The sequence below is a fragment of the Pseudohongiella sp. O18 genome (assembly GCF_021729085.1).
GTDB lineage: Bacteria > Pseudomonadota > Gammaproteobacteria > Pseudomonadales > Pseudohongiellaceae > Pseudohongiella.
In genome coordinates, this window is record NZ_JAJSAR010000002.1 from 1096208 (window position 1) to 1116792 (window position 20585).

Annotated in this window: 18 protein-coding genes; 12 read left to right on the plus strand and 6 right to left on the minus strand. The window is 55.9% G+C overall.

Annotated features, from left to right (window positions below; all coding sequences use genetic code 11):
• Positions 1-44 precede the first annotated feature (44 nt).
• The 4 genes from LVD14_RS12250 to LVD14_RS12265 form a co-directional block, all read right to left on the minus strand.
• Entirely contained in the window at positions 45-1256 is a 1212-nt protein-coding gene (locus LVD14_RS12250; protein WP_237134352.1) for a class I SAM-dependent rRNA methyltransferase, read from the minus strand.
• Positions 1253-2107, minus strand: coding sequence for a pirin family protein (locus tag LVD14_RS12255; RefSeq protein ID WP_237134353.1), 855 nt, complete (start codon positions 2105-2107; stop codon positions 1253-1255). The genes LVD14_RS12250 and LVD14_RS12255 overlap by 4 nt, the downstream gene beginning before the upstream one ends.
• 66 nt (positions 2108-2173) lie before the next feature.
• Complete coding sequence (locus tag LVD14_RS12260) at positions 2174-2770, minus strand: nitroreductase family protein (protein WP_317622719.1); 597 nt, start codon at positions 2768-2770, stop codon at positions 2174-2176.
• Positions 2771-2908: 138 nt separating this feature from the next.
• Positions 2909-3154: a DUF4142 domain-containing protein gene (locus LVD14_RS12265; protein WP_237134354.1), complete on the minus strand. Its 246-nt coding sequence runs from the start codon at positions 3152-3154 to the stop codon at positions 2909-2911.
• Positions 3155-3363: 209 nt separating this feature from the next.
• Between LVD14_RS12265 and LVD14_RS12270 the strand changes: the two genes are divergently transcribed.
• The 4 genes from LVD14_RS12270 (at position 3364) to LVD14_RS12285 (ending at position 9590) form a co-directional block, all read left to right on the plus strand.
• Entirely contained in the window at positions 3364-5832 is a 2469-nt protein-coding gene (locus LVD14_RS12270; protein ID WP_237134355.1) for a vitamin K epoxide reductase family protein, read from the plus strand.
• A 172-nt stretch (positions 5833-6004) separates the two neighbouring features.
• Positions 6005-7396: a c-type cytochrome gene (locus tag LVD14_RS12275; protein WP_237134356.1), complete on the plus strand. Its 1392-nt coding sequence runs from the start codon at positions 6005-6007 to the stop codon at positions 7394-7396.
• Between the two features lie 77 nt (positions 7397-7473).
• The gene (locus LVD14_RS12280; protein ID WP_237134357.1) at positions 7474-8394 is read left to right on the plus strand and encodes a hypothetical protein; all 921 of its coding nucleotides are present in this window, start codon (positions 7474-7476) and stop codon (positions 8392-8394) included.
• A gap of 17 nt (positions 8395-8411) precedes the next feature.
• Positions 8412-9590 carry a hypothetical protein gene (locus LVD14_RS12285; RefSeq protein WP_237134358.1) on the plus strand — a complete coding sequence of 393 codons (1179 nt, stop codon included), beginning with the start codon at positions 8412-8414 and terminating at the stop codon, positions 9588-9590.
• A 69-nt stretch (positions 9591-9659) separates the two neighbouring features.
• Here LVD14_RS12285 and LVD14_RS12290 read toward each other — a convergent pair whose 3' ends face one another.
• A complete protein-coding gene (locus tag LVD14_RS12290) occupies positions 9660-10778 on the minus strand; it encodes an OprO/OprP family phosphate-selective porin (protein WP_237134359.1) in 1119 nt (372 codons plus the stop codon).
• 191 nt (positions 10779-10969) lie between these two features.
• Positions 10970-13438, minus strand: coding sequence for a penicillin acylase family protein (locus LVD14_RS12295; protein WP_237134360.1), 2469 nt, complete (start codon positions 13436-13438; stop codon positions 10970-10972).
• Between the two features lie 349 nt (positions 13439-13787).
• On the opposite strand from LVD14_RS12295, the gene LVD14_RS12300 reads away from it, so the two are divergent.
• From LVD14_RS12300 to LVD14_RS12335, 8 genes are all read left to right on the plus strand, one after another.
• Entirely contained in the window at positions 13788-14864 is a 1077-nt protein-coding gene (locus LVD14_RS12300; RefSeq protein ID WP_237134361.1) for an ABC transporter ATP-binding protein, read from the plus strand.
• A gap of 1 nt (position 14865) precedes the next feature.
• Complete coding sequence (locus tag LVD14_RS12305) at positions 14866-15945, plus strand: ABC transporter ATP-binding protein (RefSeq protein WP_237134362.1); 1080 nt, start codon at positions 14866-14868, stop codon at positions 15943-15945.
• The gene (locus LVD14_RS12310) at positions 15942-16838 is read left to right on the plus strand and encodes a carbohydrate ABC transporter permease (RefSeq protein ID WP_237134363.1); all 897 of its coding nucleotides are present in this window, start codon (positions 15942-15944) and stop codon (positions 16836-16838) included. The genes LVD14_RS12305 and LVD14_RS12310 overlap by 4 nt, the downstream gene beginning before the upstream one ends.
• Positions 16835-17656, plus strand: coding sequence for a carbohydrate ABC transporter permease (locus tag LVD14_RS12315; protein ID WP_237134364.1), 822 nt, complete (start codon positions 16835-16837; stop codon positions 17654-17656). Before LVD14_RS12310 ends, LVD14_RS12315 begins: the two co-directional genes overlap by 4 nt.
• A gap of 12 nt (positions 17657-17668) precedes the next feature.
• Entirely contained in the window at positions 17669-17950 is a 282-nt protein-coding gene (locus LVD14_RS12320) for a DUF2160 domain-containing protein (protein ID WP_237134365.1), read from the plus strand.
• A 22-nt stretch (positions 17951-17972) separates the two neighbouring features.
• Positions 17973-19691: an ABC transporter substrate-binding protein gene (locus LVD14_RS12325; protein ID WP_237134366.1), complete on the plus strand. Its 1719-nt coding sequence runs from the start codon at positions 17973-17975 to the stop codon at positions 19689-19691.
• A gap of 92 nt (positions 19692-19783) precedes the next feature.
• Positions 19784-20029 carry a type II toxin-antitoxin system CcdA family antitoxin gene (locus tag LVD14_RS12330; protein ID WP_237134367.1) on the plus strand — a complete coding sequence of 82 codons (246 nt, stop codon included), beginning with the start codon at positions 19784-19786 and terminating at the stop codon, positions 20027-20029.
• Positions 20029-20346, plus strand: a complete 318-nt coding sequence (locus LVD14_RS12335) for a CcdB family protein (protein ID WP_237134368.1) — start codon at positions 20029-20031, stop codon at positions 20344-20346. Before LVD14_RS12330 ends, LVD14_RS12335 begins: the two co-directional genes overlap by 1 nt.
• Positions 20347-20585 lie beyond the last annotated feature (239 nt).

Genomic DNA, 20585 nt, shown 5'->3' on the forward strand with positions numbered 1-20585 from the left:
AGTGACACGACATTGTCGTCCTGGGTCTGGCCGCCAGCTCACCATCAGTCCACATGACAAACCAGACCTTTCAGATACAGTGCCTCCGGGAATGGCAAAGCCACCGGATGATCGGAGGACTGATGCAGATGGTGAGTGATTCGTCCCTGTCTTCCTGCATCGAGCAGCGCATCTGCCGTGATTTTCTGAAACAGCGGTGGATCGATGGCACCGGAACAGGAAAAGCTGACCAGCCAGCCGCCAGGATTCAACAGCGCACCAGCCTGCAGCGCAATATCTTTGTAGGCGCGGGACGCCCGTTTGAACTGATGTTTGGTCTCGGCAAACTTGGGCGGATCCAGAATGATCATGTCGTAGCGGCTGCCCGACTGCTGCTTGAGATCGCGGAGATAATCAAACACATTGGCCTGCACCAGCTCCGCCTGATCCGGGTCAAATCCATTCAGTTCGAGATTACGGCCCGCCAGCTCCAACGCTGGCCCGGATGAGTCCACGTTGGTGACGTGCTCTGCGCCACCCTTGAGCGCAGCGATGCCAAAACCACCTGTGTAGGAGAAGCAGTTCAGCACTTTCAGCGGGCGCCCTGCCTGTGTGCAAAGCTGCTGAACCAGGCTGCGATTGTCGTACTGGTCCAGGTAATAACCGGTTTTGTGGCCTTCGGTGATGCTGACATCCAGCAGCCGGTCGGCCTCATTGATCGTGATGAATTCTGCCGGCTCCTCACCACTGATAAGTCCTTTACGGGACTCCAGCCCCTCATGCTTGCGTACCGTCACGTCTGAACGTTCGTAGATGCCACGATTGGGCGAGTGCTCATTGAGTGCCGCGATGATGGTGTCACGCCAGAATTCGGCGCCGACGCTGAGGAATTGACAGGACAGGTAGTCGCCATAACGATCAACAATCAGGCCAGGCAGATCATCGGATTCTGCATAGATCAGGCGTATCGCCGTGCGGCGTTCACCCAGCAGGTGTTGACGCCGTTGCAGCGCGCGTTGAACACGCGAGGCAATATTGGCTGCATCCACCTGAAAATTGTCACCCACAATAGCGTTAAACGCCCACATTCGTGCGCGAATCTGGGACTCCGGTGAATACGCGGCCCAGCCCAGCGGTTTGCCATCGGCCGCCACCACCTGCACGGTGCTGCCAGGTGTGGGGTTGCCCGTGACACGCGCCACAGCACCGGAAAACACCCAGGGGTGATGACGCAACAGCGACGCTTCGCGCCCTTTACTCAGTTGTAAGGTATTCATGGCAGTGGGATATGCTCTTCGTCATCACCGGGGATTGACGGGAACTCGCCTGCGTCCCAACGCTTGCGGGCCTCGTCGATGGTCGCACGTTCGTAGGCAACAAAGTTCCAGTGTATGTGCGGGATGCGTTCAAAGCGTTTTCCGCCAATGATGACGTATCGGCAATTCTCCAGCGCTGTGAAAGACGTGTCATCGCTGTCGAGCAGGACGAAATCACCCTTCTCGTAACGCTGGCCAGAAATCTCCAGAGCGCCAGAAATGATGCAGATGGCAGCCTCCTGATCACGTGCCGGGTGCTCCAGCTCGCTGTCCTTGTCGGCCAGCACATCCAGATAAAACATCGGCGAGAACGTACGCACCGGCGAGCTGCGACCGTAGGCTGCACCTACAATCAGACGCATCATCAAACCGGGACGGTAAATGCAGGGCAGATCGTTTTTGCCAACATGCAAAAAATCCGGGTCGATACGTTCATGATCCGGCGGCAGCGCCACCCAAAGCTGCAGACCGTGCAGCGGATGCTCGGTCGCACGTACTTCGTGGGTTTCACGCTCGGAATGCACTATCCCATTGCCGGCAATCATCCAGTTGACGTCACCGGGGAAGATCTCCTGAACCGAGCCCAGGCTGTCACGATGCAGCATGCTGCCGGCAAACAGGTAGGTGACTGTGGCAAGGCCAATGTGGGGGTGCGGCCGCACATTGATGCCCTTGCCTGCCGGAAATTTTGCAGGACCGATGTTGTCGAAGAAGATGAACGGGCCGACCATTTTCTTATCAAAATGGGGCAGTACACGCGAGACGGAGAATCCGCCCAGATCCTTGTCGTCGCCTTTGAGTACTTTTGCCATGTCAGAGGTTCTCCGTAAAATTGAGGCGGGGACGGAGCTTTAGCCCCGTCCCCGACTAAGCGCCGCTTAGCGTATCACAACTTCAGACAGAGGTTTGCGCGGTGAGGGCTTTTCCTTCGCCGCGACTTCCTCAGGCAACACTGAAGGTTCAGCCGCCACGCCAATGGCCAGTCCACAGACAACCTTGTAATCATCATCGAGTTTCAGGTAGCGCTCGACCTCATCATGTTTGATGCCCCCCATGCCGTGGGTGTACAGCCCCATCTGGCGCGCCTGAAGTGTCATCGCCATCCAGGCAGCACCTGCGTCAAACTCGGCGTAAGCATTGGGTTTGCCGTTGCTGCTGAACGTTTTTTTTACCACGACGAAACCAAGCAGTGAGGCATTTTTAGCCCATGCCTGATTGCCATCGAGCAAAAGACCCAGGAAGTCGTCAAAATTTTCGTCTGTGGAAACGTAGAACCGCCAGGGTTGCTCGTTAAAACACGATGGGGCCCAGCGTGCCGCCTCGAACAGCGTTTTTACATCCGCCTCGGCTATTTCAGTTTTGGCAAAAGCGCGCGGCGACCAGCGCCGGGCAATCAGCTCATCAACGCCTGGCAGCATGTCGCGTGCCGAAAAATCGGGCCTGATCGTGTCGGGGTATTGTTTGATGTTTTCCATGAAAGCACTCCATTTACGTTTTGCTTTACCCATAACTTCGAGGGTTGATTCAACCCAGACTATCAGGGCATACGACGGCAGCACCAGAGCAGACTACCCTCGTTCATGGAAAAACAGGATGATGTGATGATCGCTGACTCAGCTGCCGGTTACTTGCTGGGCGTCAAGGGCGTCAGTCATTTGCAGATCATATTCGTCGGCAATGGCCCCCAACTCAGCGTTGATCTCGGCGAAGCCTTCAGACATTTCACTGGCGTAGGCCCGGATCTCACTGCTGCCGTCCTGTAGTGCTGCGTTGGCAGCTGCGACCTGAGCGATATGACTGGCAGAGGCAGCCGCAACAAATTCGCTTGGTGAAATGAAGAACCATACTAAATGTGACAACAGGCATGGCCTGAAGTTCAAAGATGTTTTTGCAACATTGGAACCGCAATAGAGCTGGCTACTGACAACTTCAATGTGGCTTTATTTCAGCACCATACAGTCCATAATTGCTACGTACGAAAAGCAGCATCACATGAAATGGCGTCGTGAAAGTGTTACGGTAAGCTCAGAAGCAAGCTGAAGAGGAGCAAGACAGGAGGAGCGCGGCCATGGCCAGACAGTCGAAACCACTGGTGTTGATCACCGGGTCCAACGGCAACATCGGGACGGCGCTCGGCAAGTCACTCTCATCTGATTATCATGTGATAGGCCTGGACCGGGACAAGCCTGCTGATGTGCAGGCTGATCTGACGTCGGACGAGTCCATGGCGGAAGCCTTTAGACAGCTTCGCAAGAAACACGGTAAGAAAATTGCTGCCGTCATCCACCTGGCCGCCTACTTCGACTTTAGCGGTGACAAATCGAAACTTTACGATGAAGTTAATGTGCGCGGCTCGGAACGGCTGCTCAATGCGCTGCGGGATTTTGACGTCGAAAGATTCATCTACTCTGGCACCATGCTGGTCCATCAGCCCTGCTCACCCGGTGAATCGATCAACGAACTCACACCTTTGAAGCCTGCTTGGGCTTACCCTCAATCAAAAGCGGATACCGAGGCAAAAATTCGCGAACAACGTGGCAAGATCCCATGCACATTTCTGCACCTGGCAGGTCTGTATGACGATGGCAGCGCCGTACCAACACTGGCGCATCAAATCGCCTGGATCTATGAGCGCCACCCCAAATCACATCTGTATGCTGGCGATACCGAAGCTGGCCAGTCCTTCATTCATCTGGATGACATGCTGGATCTTTTTAAACGCTGTGTTGATCGCCGCAACAAGATGCCTGATGACTGCGTTATTCTGGCCGGCGAACCCGAGGTGATGAGCTACTCGGAGCTGCAGAACACACTGGGCAATTTGATTCATGGAGAAGACAAATGGACCACTGTCAATCTGCCACAGCCGCTTGCCAAAGCCGGCGCCTGGTTGCAGGAAAAAAGCGAGCCGGTAATACCCGATGCCATTGACCACGGCGAAAAGCCGTTCGTGCGTCCCTTTCTTATTGATCTGGCGGCTGACCACTACGCGCTTGATATCAGCAAGGCTGAGGAAATGCTTGGTTGGAAACCAAAACACTCTATCCGCAAAAAACTGCCAGCCATGGTCAAAAATCTGGAGAAAGATCCTGTTGGCTGGTATCAGCGCAACGGCATGCGACCGCCGGACACGCTGGCAGTCGCCGACGAACAGGTTGATGACCCAGACAAACTGCTGAAGGCACACGAGAAGTGGTACCGGGACGAACACGCCCGCAACTTATGGGGCAGCATGATCAATGTGTTCCTGGGCTGCTGGCTGCTGTTTTCTGTGCCACGGCTTGCCTACGAATCCCAGGCTATGGTGATCAGCGACATGATCTCCGGTGCGGCCATTATCATGCTGTCGCTATTATCTATGTCCTGGCGCTTGCCGGTCGCCAGATGGGCTACGGCCATCGTCGGTCTGTGGGTAATGTCGGCACCGCTCGTGTTCTGGAGTACATCTCCTGCTGCCTACCTTAACGGCTGTATTGTGGGCACCCTGGTTGCCGGTTTTGCGGTAGCGCTACGCCCTGCCCCCGGGGTGTCGCCAGTTGCCGTGATGACCGGCCCGACAGTTCCACCGGGCTGGCAGTATTCGCCGTCGACCTGGTCGCAGCGTCTGCCGATTATTATCCTGGCACTAATCGGGTTTTTTATCTCCGCCTACATGGCAGCCTACCAACTCGGGCACATCGACACCGTATGGGATCCATTCTTTGTGGGCGCCATAAATGGGGACGGTAAAAACGGTACCGGGGAGATTATCACCTCCTCTATTTCTGAGGCCTGGCCTGTACCCGATGCCGGTGCCGGCGCAATGGTTTACCTGCTGGAGATTCTTGTCGGACTGATTGGTTCATCCAGTCGTTGGCGAACCATGCCCTGGCTGACAATACTGTTCGGCATTCTGATTGTACCACTAGGCACGGTTTCGATTACCTTCATCATCATTCAGCCTATTCTGCTCGACACCTGGTGCACCCTGTGTCTGATGGCGGCTGCTGCGATGCTGTTGCAGATTCCTTTCTCGCTGGATGAGATTCTTGCCACCTGCCAGTTCCTGGCGCGCCGCAAACGGCAGGGACATTCCCTGCTGCGCACATTCATCTTCGGTGACACGGACGACATGCCAGAGAATAAACAGGTGTACGAAGAGGAGCACTTCGAACAGCCGCCGCTGCAGGTCATGCGTATGCTGTTTACCGGCGGCGTACGCTGGTGTACCGGTTTATGGATCTGTGTAGCACTGGGTGTGGTGCTGATGTTCACCCGCCTGCTGCCGGGTGCCGAGGGCGCCATGGCCGACACCCATCATCTTATTGGTGCGCTGATGATCACCGTCTCTATATCGGCCCTGGCCGAGGTCGGTCGTCCGCTGCGCTTGCTGAACATAATCATGGCCATGGCTCTGGCGATATGTGCCTTTGTACTTGAGGGCACACTGTTGGTTCAGCTGTTCACGCTGGCCATGGCGGCGGCAATTGTGGTGGCGTCAATTCCGCGCGGGCCGGTGAACGGCGAGTACGGAGACTGGTCGGCCTTGATACGGTGAGGCCGTGTCTGGGGCACAAATATTTTGGTAATTCTGGTGTAATACCGGCTTCTATTGTGCTGATGATTATTGTACTGTTTATTTAAGTAAATATTTTAGTCTTTTGAAGCTGTAGCCATTCCCAAAAGGAGCGTGTTCAGGTCGACCCATTGCATTAATCGAGGAGAACAGAATGAAAACAAGACTCACTCCCGGCATGTTACACAAGACTCACGCAGGCCCCGCGATGCTCACGGCGTTGATCGTCGCCGGTCTGTCGCTGGATGCCATGGCCCAGGAAACCAGCGCTCACAGCTCCACCACGGCCATGTCTGCACCCACCTATGCCGCCGATGTGGCGAGCATCATCAATGAAAACTGCGTAGTCTGCCACCGCGAAGGTGGTATCGCGCCCATGCAGTTAACCAGCTATGAACAGGTGCGCCCGTGGGCACCTCTGATCCAGGACAGAGTGGTCAGTCGCAAGATGCCCCCCTACTCCTACGACCATGGAATAGGCATCCAGGACCTGCAGGGCGACTGGCGGCTGTCTCAGGACGAAATTGACACCATTGTCGCCTGGGTAGAGAACGGCTCCCAATCCGGTAACCTCAACGAACTACCACCCATGCCGGATCTGCCGGATCTGGCCGAATGGAATTTTGCTGACCAGTTTGGCCAGCCGGATATTGTGCTGGCGTCCAACCCGTCAGATGTGCCGGCCAGCGGCAATGATCTGTGGGACATCCATTTTGTCGACAGCGGGCTGACCTCGGATCGCTGCATCAAGGCCGTGCAGGTGAAGCCGCGCGGGGACGCCAAGTCAGTGGTGCACCATGCCAACACCTACTTCGCAGAAGTTGACGAAAACGGGAACGTATCCCGCAGCCCGTTGACCGAGTACGCCATGGGCAAATGGGGCGAGATCATTCCCGAAGGTGTCTGCCGCAAAGCCACAGCCGGCAAACTGGTACAGTGGGACATCCATCTGTATCCGGGCGGGCTCGGTGCGACCGCTCCCGGTGGGGTCATCGAGGATAACGTTGTCGAGCTGGGCATCTGGCTTCACGACGAGGATTACCAGGCCGACATCATCCAGGACCTGTCAGCGTATCAACTGGATCAGGGAGAACTGCTCATTCCGCCCCATGGCAGGATTATGACGCAGGGCTTCCACACATTTGACCATCCGGTCCGGATTGACAGTTTCCAGCCTCATGGCCACCTGCGCATGAACGCTGCGTCGCTGGAGATTTTTTATCCGCAAACGGGTGAAACCGAGGTCGTCAGCTCTATTTCCGACTGGAGCGCGACCTGGCATCACAGCCATCTGTTCGAGCCCGATGCTGCCCCGCTGCTGCCGGCCGGCGCCGTCCTGGTGATCAAGCAGTGGTATGACAATACCGCCGACAACCCCAACAACCCGGATCCTCGCCAGTGGGTCGCCTGGGGCCAGCGAACCGCCGATGAAATGACGCATGCCTGGATAGCCGTTTCCCATCTGGATGATGAAACCTATCAGCGATTGTTGGCCGAGCGCGAAGCCCGTGAAGCAAGGGCCATGGCTGCGACGGCGAACAACTGATTCCAGGCCGGGCCGGCAGGTTCAGAGCCCGCCAGATTGAAGAGCGGATTCTAATAATAAGACTGGAGGGCGGTTACATGCGAATAGTGAATTCCCATGCGCTGCGATTGGCGCTGTGCTTACTGGTGAATGCCTTGATGATCACCAGCCTGGGCGCGCAACAGACTGATCGCCTGCTGCGACCGGCACCTGGCGCCGGGACACCTGTCATTCCCTTTATGGAAGGCTGGTATGCCAATGAGGACGGCTCGGTGACGGTGTCCTACGGTTATCAAAACCGCAATCGGGAGCCAGTCCTGATCCCGATTGGAGAGAACAATCGCATTGAACCGGAAGCGCTGGGCGGCATGCAGCCAGAGTACTTTCTACCGGGGCGACACCACGGTGTGTTTGCAGTCACCATCCCCGCCTCAATGGAGGACATTACGATCTGGTGGCACCTGATCTCCGAAGGCGAAGAGCTTAAGGTGCCCGGCGAACGGGGATCCACGGCCTACGAACTGGACCGGAATCCGCGTCCGCAGGGAAGCGTTCAGCCACTGATCGCTTTCAGCCAGAGCGGACCCCACGGCAGTGGTCCGGAGGGCATCATCTCGGAGCAGGTACTGCAGACTCCTGTCGATCAGCCCATTACGCTTGAGGTCTGGACCAATGACCCATCCAAACACGACCCCAACGATCCACGCTATGCCAAACCACTGGACACCCGCGTGTCGTGGTACCGGCACCAGGGGCCTGGTGAAGTGAGCTTTACCGCCCATGTGTCGATGCCGTTTCTGGACACGCGCCCTGCCTCGCCGCTCAGCCGCAACGCGCCGCCGCAGCATGCCGTGGCGGTGAAAGAAAGTGTGGGTCCAGCACGGGTAACCGCCTCGTTTTCAGAACCGGGTGAGTACCTGATACGAGCCCGTCTCGACAACTGGCGCGCCTCCGATAGCGATGCGCTGGACCAGTGTTGCTGGAGCAACGCCTATCTGCGCGTCCTCGTCACTGAATAACAACTGGGGATTGGGCTATGACCCGCAAACAACTGAACATTTTAAGGCCCGCCGTCAACTTGTTCGTGAGTCTCTCGATCCTGAGCCTGCTGATACCGGCTGCCGCACTCGGTCAGGCCAGCCCCGAACTGGCCCGCCTCTATAACGCCTTCACCGTCACCCATGCCGCCGCGCTGAATGCTATCGCGGAGGTTGACAGGGATCCCCGGTTTGCTCAGGCGCAGGCAGAGGTGCGTTTGCAGCTGAAACAAATGCAGGACCAGGGCCCCAGCCACCAGAATCACGGACAGATGATGTCTCATGGCATGACAGCGGCTCCGGAAACCAGTCATGCACACAACAGTGATATGGACGAGCTGGACCTGGGGATGCGGGTCGAACTGGCACGGGTGGTCCGCGGGGATCATAGCGACGCAGAAGCCGCCGAAGCTTATTCAAATGTTGCTGACTTACCCCGCCACGCTGCAATGGTGCTGGCCCGGGGCCGGCAATTCGAGGAACAGCTGTGGCAGCTCTGGGCCGATCCTGACCTGGACATCGACGCCAAATTACTGGCGACGCAGGCAGTTATCGAGACGTATCTAACGGGTGACGACATGTATACCGTTTCCGCGCGCCCCAAGCCAGCCTCCCTGTATCTTGATCATGCCTATGCGGGCAGCCTGAAGCGTGTCTACCCGCGCGTCAGCGGCCTGCTCTGGTCCAATCAATGGCTGCACCTGGCCTCTCTGGAAGCCATGATTCGTGGACAGGTGGACCCTCAGTTTGAGGGCCAGGTCGGAGAGACACTGGCACGCTACAACAACAAACTGGGTTCGGGCAGTGGCATGAGCATGTTCCCCGCACCCGTGGAAATGCCCACCGTACCGACCATAGCGCCGACGCTGTACACCCTGGCACCTGAGGCCGCGATCATCGTGGACAATCTGAACATGCTGGATGCTGCCATCACCGATATCATCGCCTATCCGGGGCTGGATGCGCAGACCCGAGAGCAGGCAATTCTGGCCAAAGTGGCGCAGTTTACGGATAGGGATATCGCCACCGATGACATGAGTTACCTTTTGTCAGCGCTGCGCGGCGGCATCTACAATCAGGGCGGTCCGGCCATCGGAGAGCTTATGGGCTCGGAGCGTAACCGATCCCGCGACGCCATGGGCATGCAGCATCATATGAGCATGTCCGGGCCGAATTGAATGGGGCCAGAGTGCCATTGCACTTGATCAGCAATGGCACCCTGGCCCCGGCGATACGAAACTTCTACGTCAGAAGCTGTAGGCGGCGCGTATCAGGAAAATATTAACGTTCTCGTCGCCAAACCGGCCATCGGTGACATCGGAGAAGATCAGGTTACCCATAAAGCGCAGGTTGGACGAAACATAGTAGTTCACCCCCAGAGTGATGTTGTCCATCCCCCCGCCGACAATGCCGCTGTCATCCAGGTCTGCACTGCTGTAGCGGGCTGCCAATTCCCATGCGCCCTTACTGCCCGACGGGCTGATGCCTCCAAAAACACCACCCGAATAGCTGCGCGATTCACCCGTCAGCACATAACTGGCCTGCACGTGGTAACCACCAAAGCTTGGGCTGCTGACACCGGCGCGATCCAGATTCACGTTGAGGTACTCTGCCTCGGCTGAAAAAGGACCAGCCTGATAGGCCAGTTCCAATCCAAACTTGGCCGTGGAACTGACATTGTTGATGGTGCCAGTGTCGATGACCCGGACCCCATTCGCAGGGCGAGACTCGGGACGCTCGCGCAGGCGAACACTGCCATTCGTGCCCAGATCCTCGACCGCGGCCGACAGACCCAGGTGAATTACATTGCCACCGTCATTAACCGGATTGAAGACCACGCGCCCCGCCACGCCTACCGGGTCGTTGCCAGCAGTGCTCTGGTTGATGGCTTTGGTGTAGACCATACTCTGGAAGGTGACTGGTCCCTGCGACATGTGGTAACTGAGTCCCAGACGTCGTGAATCCACCACCAGATTGCTGGGAGCCGAACGCTCGATGAAAGTGATATTGTTGGAACTTGCAAGTTCGTTCAGTCCCATTGGAACCTTCACCTGACCGATGATCAATCGGCCTGGGCCCAAAGAGCGGCGCAAGCGAACGTCATTGGCCGTCGCGCTGCCGCCAGCAAAATCGTATTCGATCTGAAAATCCCAGTCATCGTTGAGATCACCATCGACGCCCAGACGGCCACGACGGAGTAAAGCGCCACTGCCCAGTTCCGGATTCTGGTCGGCGTCGACGAAGGCTGCATCGAAATGAGCACGTCCACGCAGGTCGAACTCAGGCTGTGCCCAGGCAGTTCCGGTTGCCGCGACGCTGATTGCTGTTGCTAGCGAAAGTTTGATCCAGGTAGGTTTTGTAGTCACATTTATCTCCAAATTGCCGGTATTAATCCGGATTGAAAGAAGGTTTCTGGCCTCATTTCAGTGAACGGCGCAACTTTATTACAGATATATGACAGTCTCGTGACATTAAGACAATTTAACGACATTTCCGTGACAATGGCTTGCTGTGCGACACCGCAGATATACGATCGTGCGCTGCCCCAGGCCTGGCATCATTCGCCTGGCATCAGCCGCAGTCTCTCGGCAGTAACCGACTCCACTTTGTCACGGCTATAGAACAGCGGGAAGTAGCGATTATCGACCCACTCGTCAAACAGATTGTCGTAGAAGATACTGTCCGGGTCACCGGATTGCCCGGGCGAGTTTGAGGCCAGCGTGCGATCAAAGTCTTCAGTATCTACAATCATGCGAAATGTGCCTCCGCTGGTCTGATTGTCACCGTACGCGGTGTTACTTACGGTATAGCTATAGCCGTGCCGCGGCGCTGGTCCCACTTCCAGAGAGCTGCGCAGCTCATCGTTGACGGCTTCGCTCATCGGATGACGCAGGCGCACATGTTTGTATCCCTCCTGGCCGTATTGCCAATCTGCCATATCGTTGCCAAAGCGCTCGCTCAGATCGTCCACAGCCGCCATCAGCGCATCATGCAGCAAGCGATTGCGATCAGCGGTGGGATTCGTGCCAAAGCGGCCATCGGGAGACAGCAGACGGTCGATGGTCGGTTTCATCTGCAACAGACCGATGTAGTCCTGTACAGCCTCGGGTATGAGCAGCGCCGAAACGCGCGCCCGCAATTCGCGCTCCCAGGCCATATAGATACCGGCCCCCACCGACTCAATCGCCATGTGGTAATCCCAGTTCATCAGTTGCTGGCGAGCACCTTCCACAGCACTGTTACTGTGCTCAAGACCGTTCAACAGGGGCACCAGTGTGCGCGCCGGGATGGACAGTGAATCATTTTGCAGTTGCGCCATATCCTGCAGGTTGAACTTGCGGCCCGAGGCCAGTACCTCACGTACCCGACTGCTGCGATAGGGATCGGTCCAGGTCCAGCCTACCGCATTTCGGAAGGGGTAGTTGTCCGGCACCAGATTTTCATTGGATGTGTTCCAGAATCCCTGTTGCGGATTGGTGGCATTGGGCAGTGCCATGATTGGCAGATAACCGTCCCATTCATAACGACCATCTCCGGGAACCGGTAACAGGCCATCCCAGTTGTTTCGGAGGGGTGCAACACCAACAGCCTGATAACCGATATTGCCGTCACGGTCAGCCCAGACAAAGTTCTCACCCGGTATACGGCTGTAAGCTGCCGCTTCGCGGAATTCTTCCCAGGACTGCGCCTGGCTCATGCGCAGTCCCGCCAGATAGGGCGCGGCTCCGATGTCCAGCCAGGCAAGGCGCAGGGCAAATGCCGCCTGACGGTCAGGTCTTTCGTGAACCACCGGGCCATGCCGGGTAAATTTCAATTGCACGGTTCGCGTGGCACCACCACGCACGGCAATTTCGGTCTCCTCGATGCGCATGGTTTCCCAGCGGCCCTGATAACGGTAACGGTTCGGATCATCGGGATGGGTTTCGTAGACATACAGATCTTCGCTATCGACCTGGAACACGGTCAGGCCCCAGGCGCCAAATCCATTGTGACCAATTGAGATACCCGGCAGCGAGGGCTCGCCACCACCGGCAATGTTCCAGCCCGGTCCATGCAGGTGTACAAAGTACCGCAGCGCCGGGGCGCCTGCCACTCGGTGCGGGTCATTGGCCATGATCGGGTAACCACTTTCACTCAGTGAGCCATTAACGACCCAGTTGTTGCTACCGATGTCATGATTGCGCCCCAACACCTCGGTCTGGGCTGCCGCCAATTGATCATTGAGGCGATCGACCACCTGCTCACGACTGGCTGTATCGGTGGCCCGGTACTGCGCCACAATGTCCTGTGGCAAAAACGATACACTGCTGCGAGCTGCGTTGTAGAACCGCAGAATATCATCATGCAGCAGTTCGGTATCAATAAACTCATCGAAGCTCAGTTCCGGCTCGCCAGGATGGAACCAGATCAGCTCTTTCACGGTTTCGCTGTCGGTCCGCGCCACAGCTCGTGCCAGATTCAGTTCCTCGCGTATGTTGCCAACCAGACCCTGGTGACGGGAGATGACGATTTCTGGTGTCCAGTGCTGTGGCTCCAGCTCCATCAGCCGGAACTCCAGAGGCAATTGCGACGGATTGGCCAGCACGTGGTCTATATAGGCATTTATGCCCGCAACAAAGGCCGGGATGATCTGGTCGCCGCGCGGGTGGTAATGTCTCATTTCCTGTTGCAGGTTGCCACGAAAGCGCATCAGCCGCGCGCCAATATCATGATCAAGCATACGTTCGCCCATCAGCTCGGCCATGGTGCCGGTGGCCTGGCGCCGCCACATCTCAAGCTGAAACAGCCGGTCACGGGCCGCGTTGTAGCCCTGGGCGAAAAACAGATCCCGCTCCGTCTCAGCGTATATGTGGGACACACCCCAGGCGTCCTTGAGAATCTCCACCGGCGCTTCCAGGCCATCAAGGAACAGAGATTGTTCATCTGCAGCCATTGCAGTGGAAGACCAGAGACCAATGGGGATCAGCAACAGGGCACGGGAGATGGGCGCCCCGAAGCAGCGCAGCACATACAGGATAGTGGTCATTGCTAACCTCTCGTCTGGGAAACGGATCTGTCCAGCTTAAATGCCACACTACTAGCTGTCCATCTAAACGGTAGTCTTTTCCCGTTTAACGTCAGTAATGCCAGTCAAGAGTGCAGTCGGCCATATTTCCATCAGTCTGCGTGTGTTCGAATGCGAACTGATGTGCCATTTGGCACCTTTTCCGGTGCCGGCCGTGATCCGTCGCCACGTTGTAAAGGCTGGTTAGGCACAACCAGCATACTTTCCCAACAAAGCTACTGCAAAACGTCAGTTTAATGTGATAGAAATACGGGGGCAAAGTGACACATCCGTCCAAAACTGACTAAAACAACGACAACAAGGACAGGAGATGCTTGAACTGGCAGGCGTGAGCAAGCGGCTGGGCAACGAGGATCATATCCGTGATGTCAGCCTGAAGCTGGAACGCGGATCGATGAACATACTGCTTGGGCCTACCCTGTCGGGCAAAACCAGTCTGATGCGCCTGATGGCAGGGTTGGATCAACCCACATCGGGAGAGATTCTGCTTGACGGTAAAAGCGTGCTGGGCATTCCGGTCCAGAAACGCAAGGTCGCCATGGTCTATCAGCAATTTATTAATTATCCCACCTTGAGTGTCTACGAAAATATCGCTTCCCCGCTACGCGTTGCCAGAGTGGCAAAAGCCAGTATTGACAAAAAAGTGCGTCATGCCGCTGAACTGCTCAGATTGACTGAATTCCTGGACAAACGCCCTGCGGAACTCTCTGGTGGCCAGCAACAACGCACGGCCATTGCCCGCGCACTGGTCAAGGAGTCACAACTGGTTTTGCTCGACGAGCCACTGGCCAATCTTGACTACAAACTGCGCGAAGAGCTGCGCCAGGAATTGCCACGTATATTCAGCGAGCTTGGCGCCATACTGGTGTACGCCAGTACGGAGCCTTCCGAAGCCCTGTTGCTTGGCGGCAATACCGCCACCCTTCATCAGGGGCGTGTTACTCAGTTTGGACGTACCATTGATGTGTTTCAGCGGCCGGCAGACCTGGTCACAGCAAGAATTTTCTCTGATCCGCCCTTTAATACAGCGCCCGTTACCAAGCGCGGGACCAAACTGATGCTGGAGCGTTTTGTGATTGGTCTGTCAGAAAGACAGGCCTCACTGCCCGATGGTGACTACACCCTGGGCCTGAGACCCTGGCACCTGGAGATCGAGTCTGCGGCACGCCTCAGCGCAATCGAAGGGAGGGTAAGCGTTACTGAGATAACCGGGTCGGAAACCTATGTCCATCTACAAGTGGCACAACAACCCTGGGTGAGCCTGAGTCACGGCATCCGGCAACTGGATGTGGAACGGACAATCCCACTTTATTTTTCGGCTGAAAATATCTACCTGTTTGATGCGTCCGGGGAACGGGTACTGGCGCCGGATAGTCTGGCAGACTGACATGGCAAAAATAACACTCAACAATATTGCACATTCTTACGACAGCAACAGTGGTCATGCACTCAAGCCTATGTCGCATGAATGGCATGACGGCGGCGCTTATGCTCTGCTCGGGCCATCAGGCTGCGGCAAAACAACGTTGCTGAATATCATCTCCGGACTGCTGCAACCCAGCGAAGGTCAATTATTGTTTGATGATGTGGACGTCAGCACCCTGCCCACCGAGCAGCGCAATATTGCCCAGGTTTTTCAGTTTCCCGTGTTGTACGACACCATGACAGTGGCCGAAAACCTGGCGTTTCCGCTGCGCAACAGGCGTGGCCCGGACAAGCTGTCGAATACGGAAATTCAGCAGCGGGTGCAACAGGCGATCACCATGCTTGGCCTTGAGGCCATGGCCAATCGCAAGGCCCGTGGTCTGAGCGCCGATGACAAGCAGAAAATTTCACTGGGCCGGGGACTGGTGCGCACCGATGTCAATGCCATTCTGTTTGACGAACCACTGACAGTGATCGACCCGCATCTGAAATGGCAATTACGGACCCAGCTCAAGCAGATCCACCGGCAGTTTGGTCACACCATGATATATGTGACACATGACCAGACCGAAGCCCTGACCTTTGCCGACAAGGTGGTTGTGATGCTCGCGGGTGAAGTGCTTCAGACAGGTACGCCACAGGAGCTGTTCGATTCACCACAACATACATTTGTTGGCAAATTCATCGGCTCACCGGGCATGAATATCCTGCCCTGTGAGCTGCAGGGCACACAGGCCCTGATAGACGCACACCGGGTGACCCTGGCGCGCGAGTACCCGTCCCTGACAGGTGTGATTGAACTGGGAATTCGACCGGAGTTTGTTTACATTGACGACAGTGAACAGAGTCTGCCGGTACAGATAACAGGCGTTGAAGATGTGGGGCGGCACCGGATCGTTCGGGCCATGCTGGGCAGTCATCCCCTGGACATCATTGTCCCGGAGCATCAGACCATCCCCACCGCCCCTCGTGTTCTGTTCGATAACAAACGAATCAACATTTATCAGAACTCACAGTTGCTGGGCTGGGAGCATCCCTCATGAAAACACAGAACAACAAGGCCTGGTTTTTTGTCCTGCCGGTACTGTTGCTGGTGGCTTTCAGCGCCGTCATCCCGCTGATGACCGTCGTGAACTATTCGGTTCAGGACTCCTTCGGCAATAACGAGTTCTACTGGGTAGGGCTGGAGTGGTTCCAGGAAGTGCTGGCGTCCGAGCGTTTCCACAACTCATTGATGCGCAATCTGCTGTTCTCCGGCCTCATCCTGTTGATTGAAATTCCACTGGGCATTGCAGTCGCACTGGCCATGCCCCGGCGCGGCTGGGGAGTATCGGTATGCCTGGTACTGATGGCCCTGCCGCTGCTGATTCCCTGGAACGTGGTCGGCACCATCTGGCAGGTATTTGCCCGGGTCGATATCGGCCTGCTGGGACATTCCCTGGCTGCGCTGGGCGTAGACTATAACTATACCCAGGACACCTTTGATGCCTGGGTGACCCTGATTCTGATGGATGTCTGGCACTGGACCAGCCTGGTGGTGCTGCTGTGCTACTCCGGGCTGGTGTCCATACCGGATGCCTATTATCAGGCTGCGCGTATTGATGGTGCCTCACGCTGGGCGGTATTTCGTTACATCCAGTTGCCGAAAATGCGGCGTGTACTGGTGATTGCTGTACTACTGCGCTTCATGGACTCGTTCATGATATACACCGAACCCTTTGTTGTGACGGGCGGCGGACCGGGCAATACCACCACCTTCCTTTCCATAGATCTGGTGCAGATGGCGATCGGCCAGTTTGATCTTGGGCCGGCCGCCGCCATGTCGCTGATCTATTTCCTGATCATCCTGCTGATAAGCTGGGTGTTTTACACGGTCATGACACATCAGGACAGTGATTCGGTCACCGACAGCCGTCAGGGAGGGAATCACCAATGACAGCGGTCAGAGGTTCTGTCACCAGCAAACACTGGTTGTTACCCACATTCTATATTCTTTTTCTCATGCTGCCGCTGTACTGGCTGCTGATGATGAGTTTCAAAACCAATCAGGAGATTCTCTCGACATTTTCGCTGTGGCCGCAGGACTTTACCCTGCAGAACTACCGGACCATTCTGACCGATGCCAGTTGGTACAGCGGCTATATCAACTCCATGATTTACGTGGTGATGAACACGGTGATTTCTCTGGCCGTGGCCCTGCCGGCGGCCTACGCGTTTTCGCGCTACCGGTTTCTGGGTGACAAACATCTGTTTTTCTGGCTGCTGACCAACCGCATGGCGCCACCGGCGGTGTTTGTGCTGCCTTTTTTCCAGTTGTACTCCGCATTTGGCCTGATTGATACCCATATCGCGGTCGCGCTGGCCCATTGCCTGTTCAATGTGCCTCTGGCGGTGTGGATTCTGGAAGGTTTCATGTCCAGTGTACCCAAGGAGATCGATGAAACCGCCTACATCGATGGTTATTCCTTCCCGCGATTCTTTGGCAAAATTTTCATGCCTCTGATTGCCTCAGGGATTGGTGTAGCGGCGTTTTTCTGTTTCATGTTTTCCTGGGTGGAGCTTTTGATTGCGCGCACTCTGACAGTGACAGAGGCCAAGCCCATATCGGCAATCATGACCCGTACCGTATCAGCGTCGGGTCTGGACTGGGGCGTACTGGCGGCAGCAGGCGTGTTGACTGTCATCCCCGGAGCGCTGGTGATCTATTTTGTGCGCAACCATATCGCCCGGGGTTTTGCACTGGGTCGCGTTTAGGAGACGTAATCAATGGATCTATCATGGATGGCGTGGACCACACCAACAGCAATTTTTTTTGCCGTGATTGCTGGCTTGCTGGTACTGATGTGCGCCTGGGAAGCAGTCAGTCCCGGTGGCGCGCCGCGCAAGGGGATCCTGCAGTTTGAAACCACGCGAGGGGATCGTCTTTTTGTAAGCCTGCTGGGCAGTGCTTTTATCAATATGGCCTGGCTGATGTTCGCGGGCCCACCGCTGTGGTGGGCACTGGGAGCCTGTCTACTGTTTGCCCTGTTCGTTTTTTTGTTTGTCTGATAACAATAACCGGAGATCACTCATGTTCCACAAAAAAACTGCCCTCGCTGCCCTGATTGGCGCCGCCAGCCCGTTGTTGTTGCTCTCATCATCGCCGCTGCTGGCAGACACCGCAGCGGCGCAGCGCTGGCTGGACGAGTTTCAGCCTTCCACCCTCAGTCGTGAAGAGCAGATGAGCGAACTTCAGTGGTTCATTGATGCGGCACAGCCTTACCGCGGAATGCAAATCAAGGTTGTTTCCGAGACCCTGACCACACACGAATACGAGGCCCAGACGCTGGCCCGGGCATTCACCGAAATCACCGGAATTGAAGTGACACATGACCTGATTGGCGAAGGTGATGTAGTGGAAAAGCTGCAGACACAGATGCAGTCCGGCGAAAACATATACGATGCCTACGTCAATGATTCTGATCTGATTGGTACCCATTTCCGTTATCAGCAGGTGCGCAATCTTACCGACTGGATGGTCAATGAAGGTCGTGATGTCACCTCGCCAACGCTCGATCTGGATGATTTTATCGGGCTGTCGTTTACCACCGCGCCGGATGGCAAGGTCTATCAGTTACCTGACCAGCAGTTTGCCAATCTTTACTGGTTCCGTTATGACTGGTTTACCGATCCGGAAATCAAGGCGCAGTTTCAGGAAAAATACGGTTACGAGCTGGGTGTACCGGTGAACTGGTCGGCGTATGAGGATATCGCCGAGTTTTTTACCAATGACATCGGGACCATCGATGGGCGCCGTGTTTACGGCCACATGGATTACGGTAAAAAAGACCCCTCCCTGGGCTGGCGTTTTACCGATGCCTGGCTGTCGATGGCCGGGGCCGGTGATGTCGGCATCCCCAATGGCCTGCCCGTTGACGAGTGGGGCATTCGTGTGGATGGTTGTCGCCCAGTCGGCTCCAGTGTGGAGCGTGGTGGTGCAACCGATGGACCAGCCGCCGTGTATTCGGTGACCAAGTATGTTGACTGGCTGCAAAAGTACGCCCCACCGGAAGCTGCCGGCATGGTATTCAGCGAAGCGGGGCCGGTCCCGGCCCAAGGGAATATTGCCCAGCAGATATTCTGGTACACCACCTTTACCGCAGACATGGTCAGTCCCGGCTTGCCGGTAATGAACGAGGACGGAACTCCCAAATGGCGCATGGCGCCCTCTCCGCGCGGGGCCTATTGGGAAGAGGGTCAGAAGTTGGGCTACCAGGACGCCGGATCCTGGACACTAATGAAATCAACACCGGTAGACAGGGCCAGTGCGGCGTGGCTTTATGCCCAGTTTGTGACCTCAAAGACCGTATCACTGAAGAAAAGCCACGTGGGCCTGACCATCATCCGGGACTCGGATATTCGCCACGAAAGTTTTACCGAGCGATCTGCAGAACTGGGTGGACTGGTTGAATTCTATCGCTCACCTGCACGATTGCAATGGACGCCCACCGGAACCAATGTGCCTGACTATCCACGCCTTGCTCAATTGTGGTGGCAGAACATTGGCGATGCCGCATCGGGCGCCAAGTCTCCCCAGGAGGCAATGACTGCCCTGGCCACAGCCCAGGATCGTCTGATGCAGCGCCTGGAGCGGGCCAATGTGCTGGGGGAATGCGGACCACGTCTGAACGAACCGCAAAGTCGTGAATACTGGTTCGCCCAGCCAGGGGCGCCCAAGCCGCCGTTGGCCAATGAAAAACCCACACCTCTGACAGTGGACTATGATGAACTGGTGAAAAGCTGGCAGTAGATTGGGCGTGTAGTTAATCGAATTGTTATATGCCTTGCACGGCAATTATTATGCGCATAAACTATGCGCATTTGTTATGCAGGGCTCGCACTATGGCCGATTTCTACAATGCTGAAGCACCGAAAAAACCGACTAACGTCAGTATAAACAGTGACTTACTTAGCCAAGCAAGAAGCCTGAAAATCAATTTGTCTGCGACACTTGAACAAGCACTTACCGAACAATTGCGTGCACAGCGGAGGGCTCAATGGCGCCAGGAAAACGCTTCAGCTATCCAGGCCTACAACGACCATGTCGAAAAGAATGGCACATTTAGCGACTCTGCAAGGAAGTTCTGATGGCTCAATTCGTTGCGTACCAGAACCCGAATCCCAATAGCTGCGAGCAGTTCCCTTACTTGTTGGATATCCAAAGCAACCTGCTTGATGATCTGCGTACTACCATTGTAGTGCCACTAAGTCCTTCGGAGTCAGTCGCTAATATCACCATTTCGAAGCTGAATCCTGTGCTAGATATAAATGGCAACCGCTTTACAGCAATGGTGCAAGATATGGCTGGCATAGATCGTAAACAGCTTGGCCGTGAATTTTGCGATCTTGCACTTTACCGATCTGAAATTATCGCTGCTGTCGATTTCGTGCTCTCTGGCATATAACATTTGTATCGTGCGCTGGCCTTTTCAGATCTTTGTGCCAGAACATCATTAGCGCACTGGATGAGAACGAAGTGGGTCGCGCAAGGCACGCTACCACCCTACGGGTGCAATCAGCATGGATTGGCCTCCTACGTTTTAACTACGATTAAGATAGGAGTACCACTGAAAGCGCAGAATGCGCTGAAAAGCGACTAGAGTTGGTGCCCGGGACCGGACTGTTGCGCTTGCGCAACTGCGCA

What these genes read in the sequence shown, in the direction of transcription:
- LVD14_RS12325 (WP_237134366.1), top strand. Translation starts at nt 17,973, where the DNA reads ATGTTCCACAAAAAAACTGCCCTCGCTGCCCTGATTGGCGCCGCCAGC.
- LVD14_RS12305 (WP_237134362.1), top strand. Translation starts at nt 14,866, where the DNA reads ATGGCAAAAATAACACTCAACAATATTGCACATTCTTACGACAGCAAC.
- LVD14_RS12300 (WP_237134361.1), top strand. Translation starts at nt 13,788, where the DNA reads ATGCTTGAACTGGCAGGCGTGAGCAAGCGGCTGGGCAACGAGGATCAT.
- LVD14_RS12275 (WP_237134356.1), top strand. Translation starts at nt 6,005, where the DNA reads ATGAAAACAAGACTCACTCCCGGCATGTTACACAAGACTCACGCAGGC.
- LVD14_RS12295 (WP_237134360.1), bottom strand. Translation starts at nt 13,438, where the DNA reads ATGACCACTATCCTGTATGTGCTGCGCTGCTTCGGGGCGCCCATCTCC.
- LVD14_RS12260 (WP_317622719.1), bottom strand. Translation starts at nt 2,770, where the DNA reads ATGGAAAACATCAAACAATACCCCGACACGATCAGGCCCGATTTTTCG.
- LVD14_RS12335 (WP_237134368.1), top strand. Translation starts at nt 20,029, where the DNA reads ATGGCTCAATTCGTTGCGTACCAGAACCCGAATCCCAATAGCTGCGAG.
- LVD14_RS12310 (WP_237134363.1), top strand. Translation starts at nt 15,942, where the DNA reads ATGAAAACACAGAACAACAAGGCCTGGTTTTTTGTCCTGCCGGTACTG.
- LVD14_RS12250 (WP_237134352.1), bottom strand. Translation starts at nt 1,256, where the DNA reads ATGAATACCTTACAACTGAGTAAAGGGCGCGAAGCGTCGCTGTTGCGT.
- LVD14_RS12270 (WP_237134355.1), top strand. Translation starts at nt 3,364, where the DNA reads ATGGCCAGACAGTCGAAACCACTGGTGTTGATCACCGGGTCCAACGGC.
- LVD14_RS12255 (WP_237134353.1), bottom strand. Translation starts at nt 2,107, where the DNA reads ATGGCAAAAGTACTCAAAGGCGACGACAAGGATCTGGGCGGATTCTCC.
- LVD14_RS12315 (WP_237134364.1), top strand. Translation starts at nt 16,835, where the DNA reads ATGACAGCGGTCAGAGGTTCTGTCACCAGCAAACACTGGTTGTTACCC.
- LVD14_RS12280 (WP_237134357.1), top strand. Translation starts at nt 7,474, where the DNA reads ATGCGAATAGTGAATTCCCATGCGCTGCGATTGGCGCTGTGCTTACTG.
- LVD14_RS12285 (WP_237134358.1), top strand. Translation starts at nt 8,412, where the DNA reads ATGACCCGCAAACAACTGAACATTTTAAGGCCCGCCGTCAACTTGTTC.
- LVD14_RS12330 (WP_237134367.1), top strand. Translation starts at nt 19,784, where the DNA reads ATGGCCGATTTCTACAATGCTGAAGCACCGAAAAAACCGACTAACGTC.
- LVD14_RS12320 (WP_237134365.1), top strand. Translation starts at nt 17,669, where the DNA reads ATGGATCTATCATGGATGGCGTGGACCACACCAACAGCAATTTTTTTT.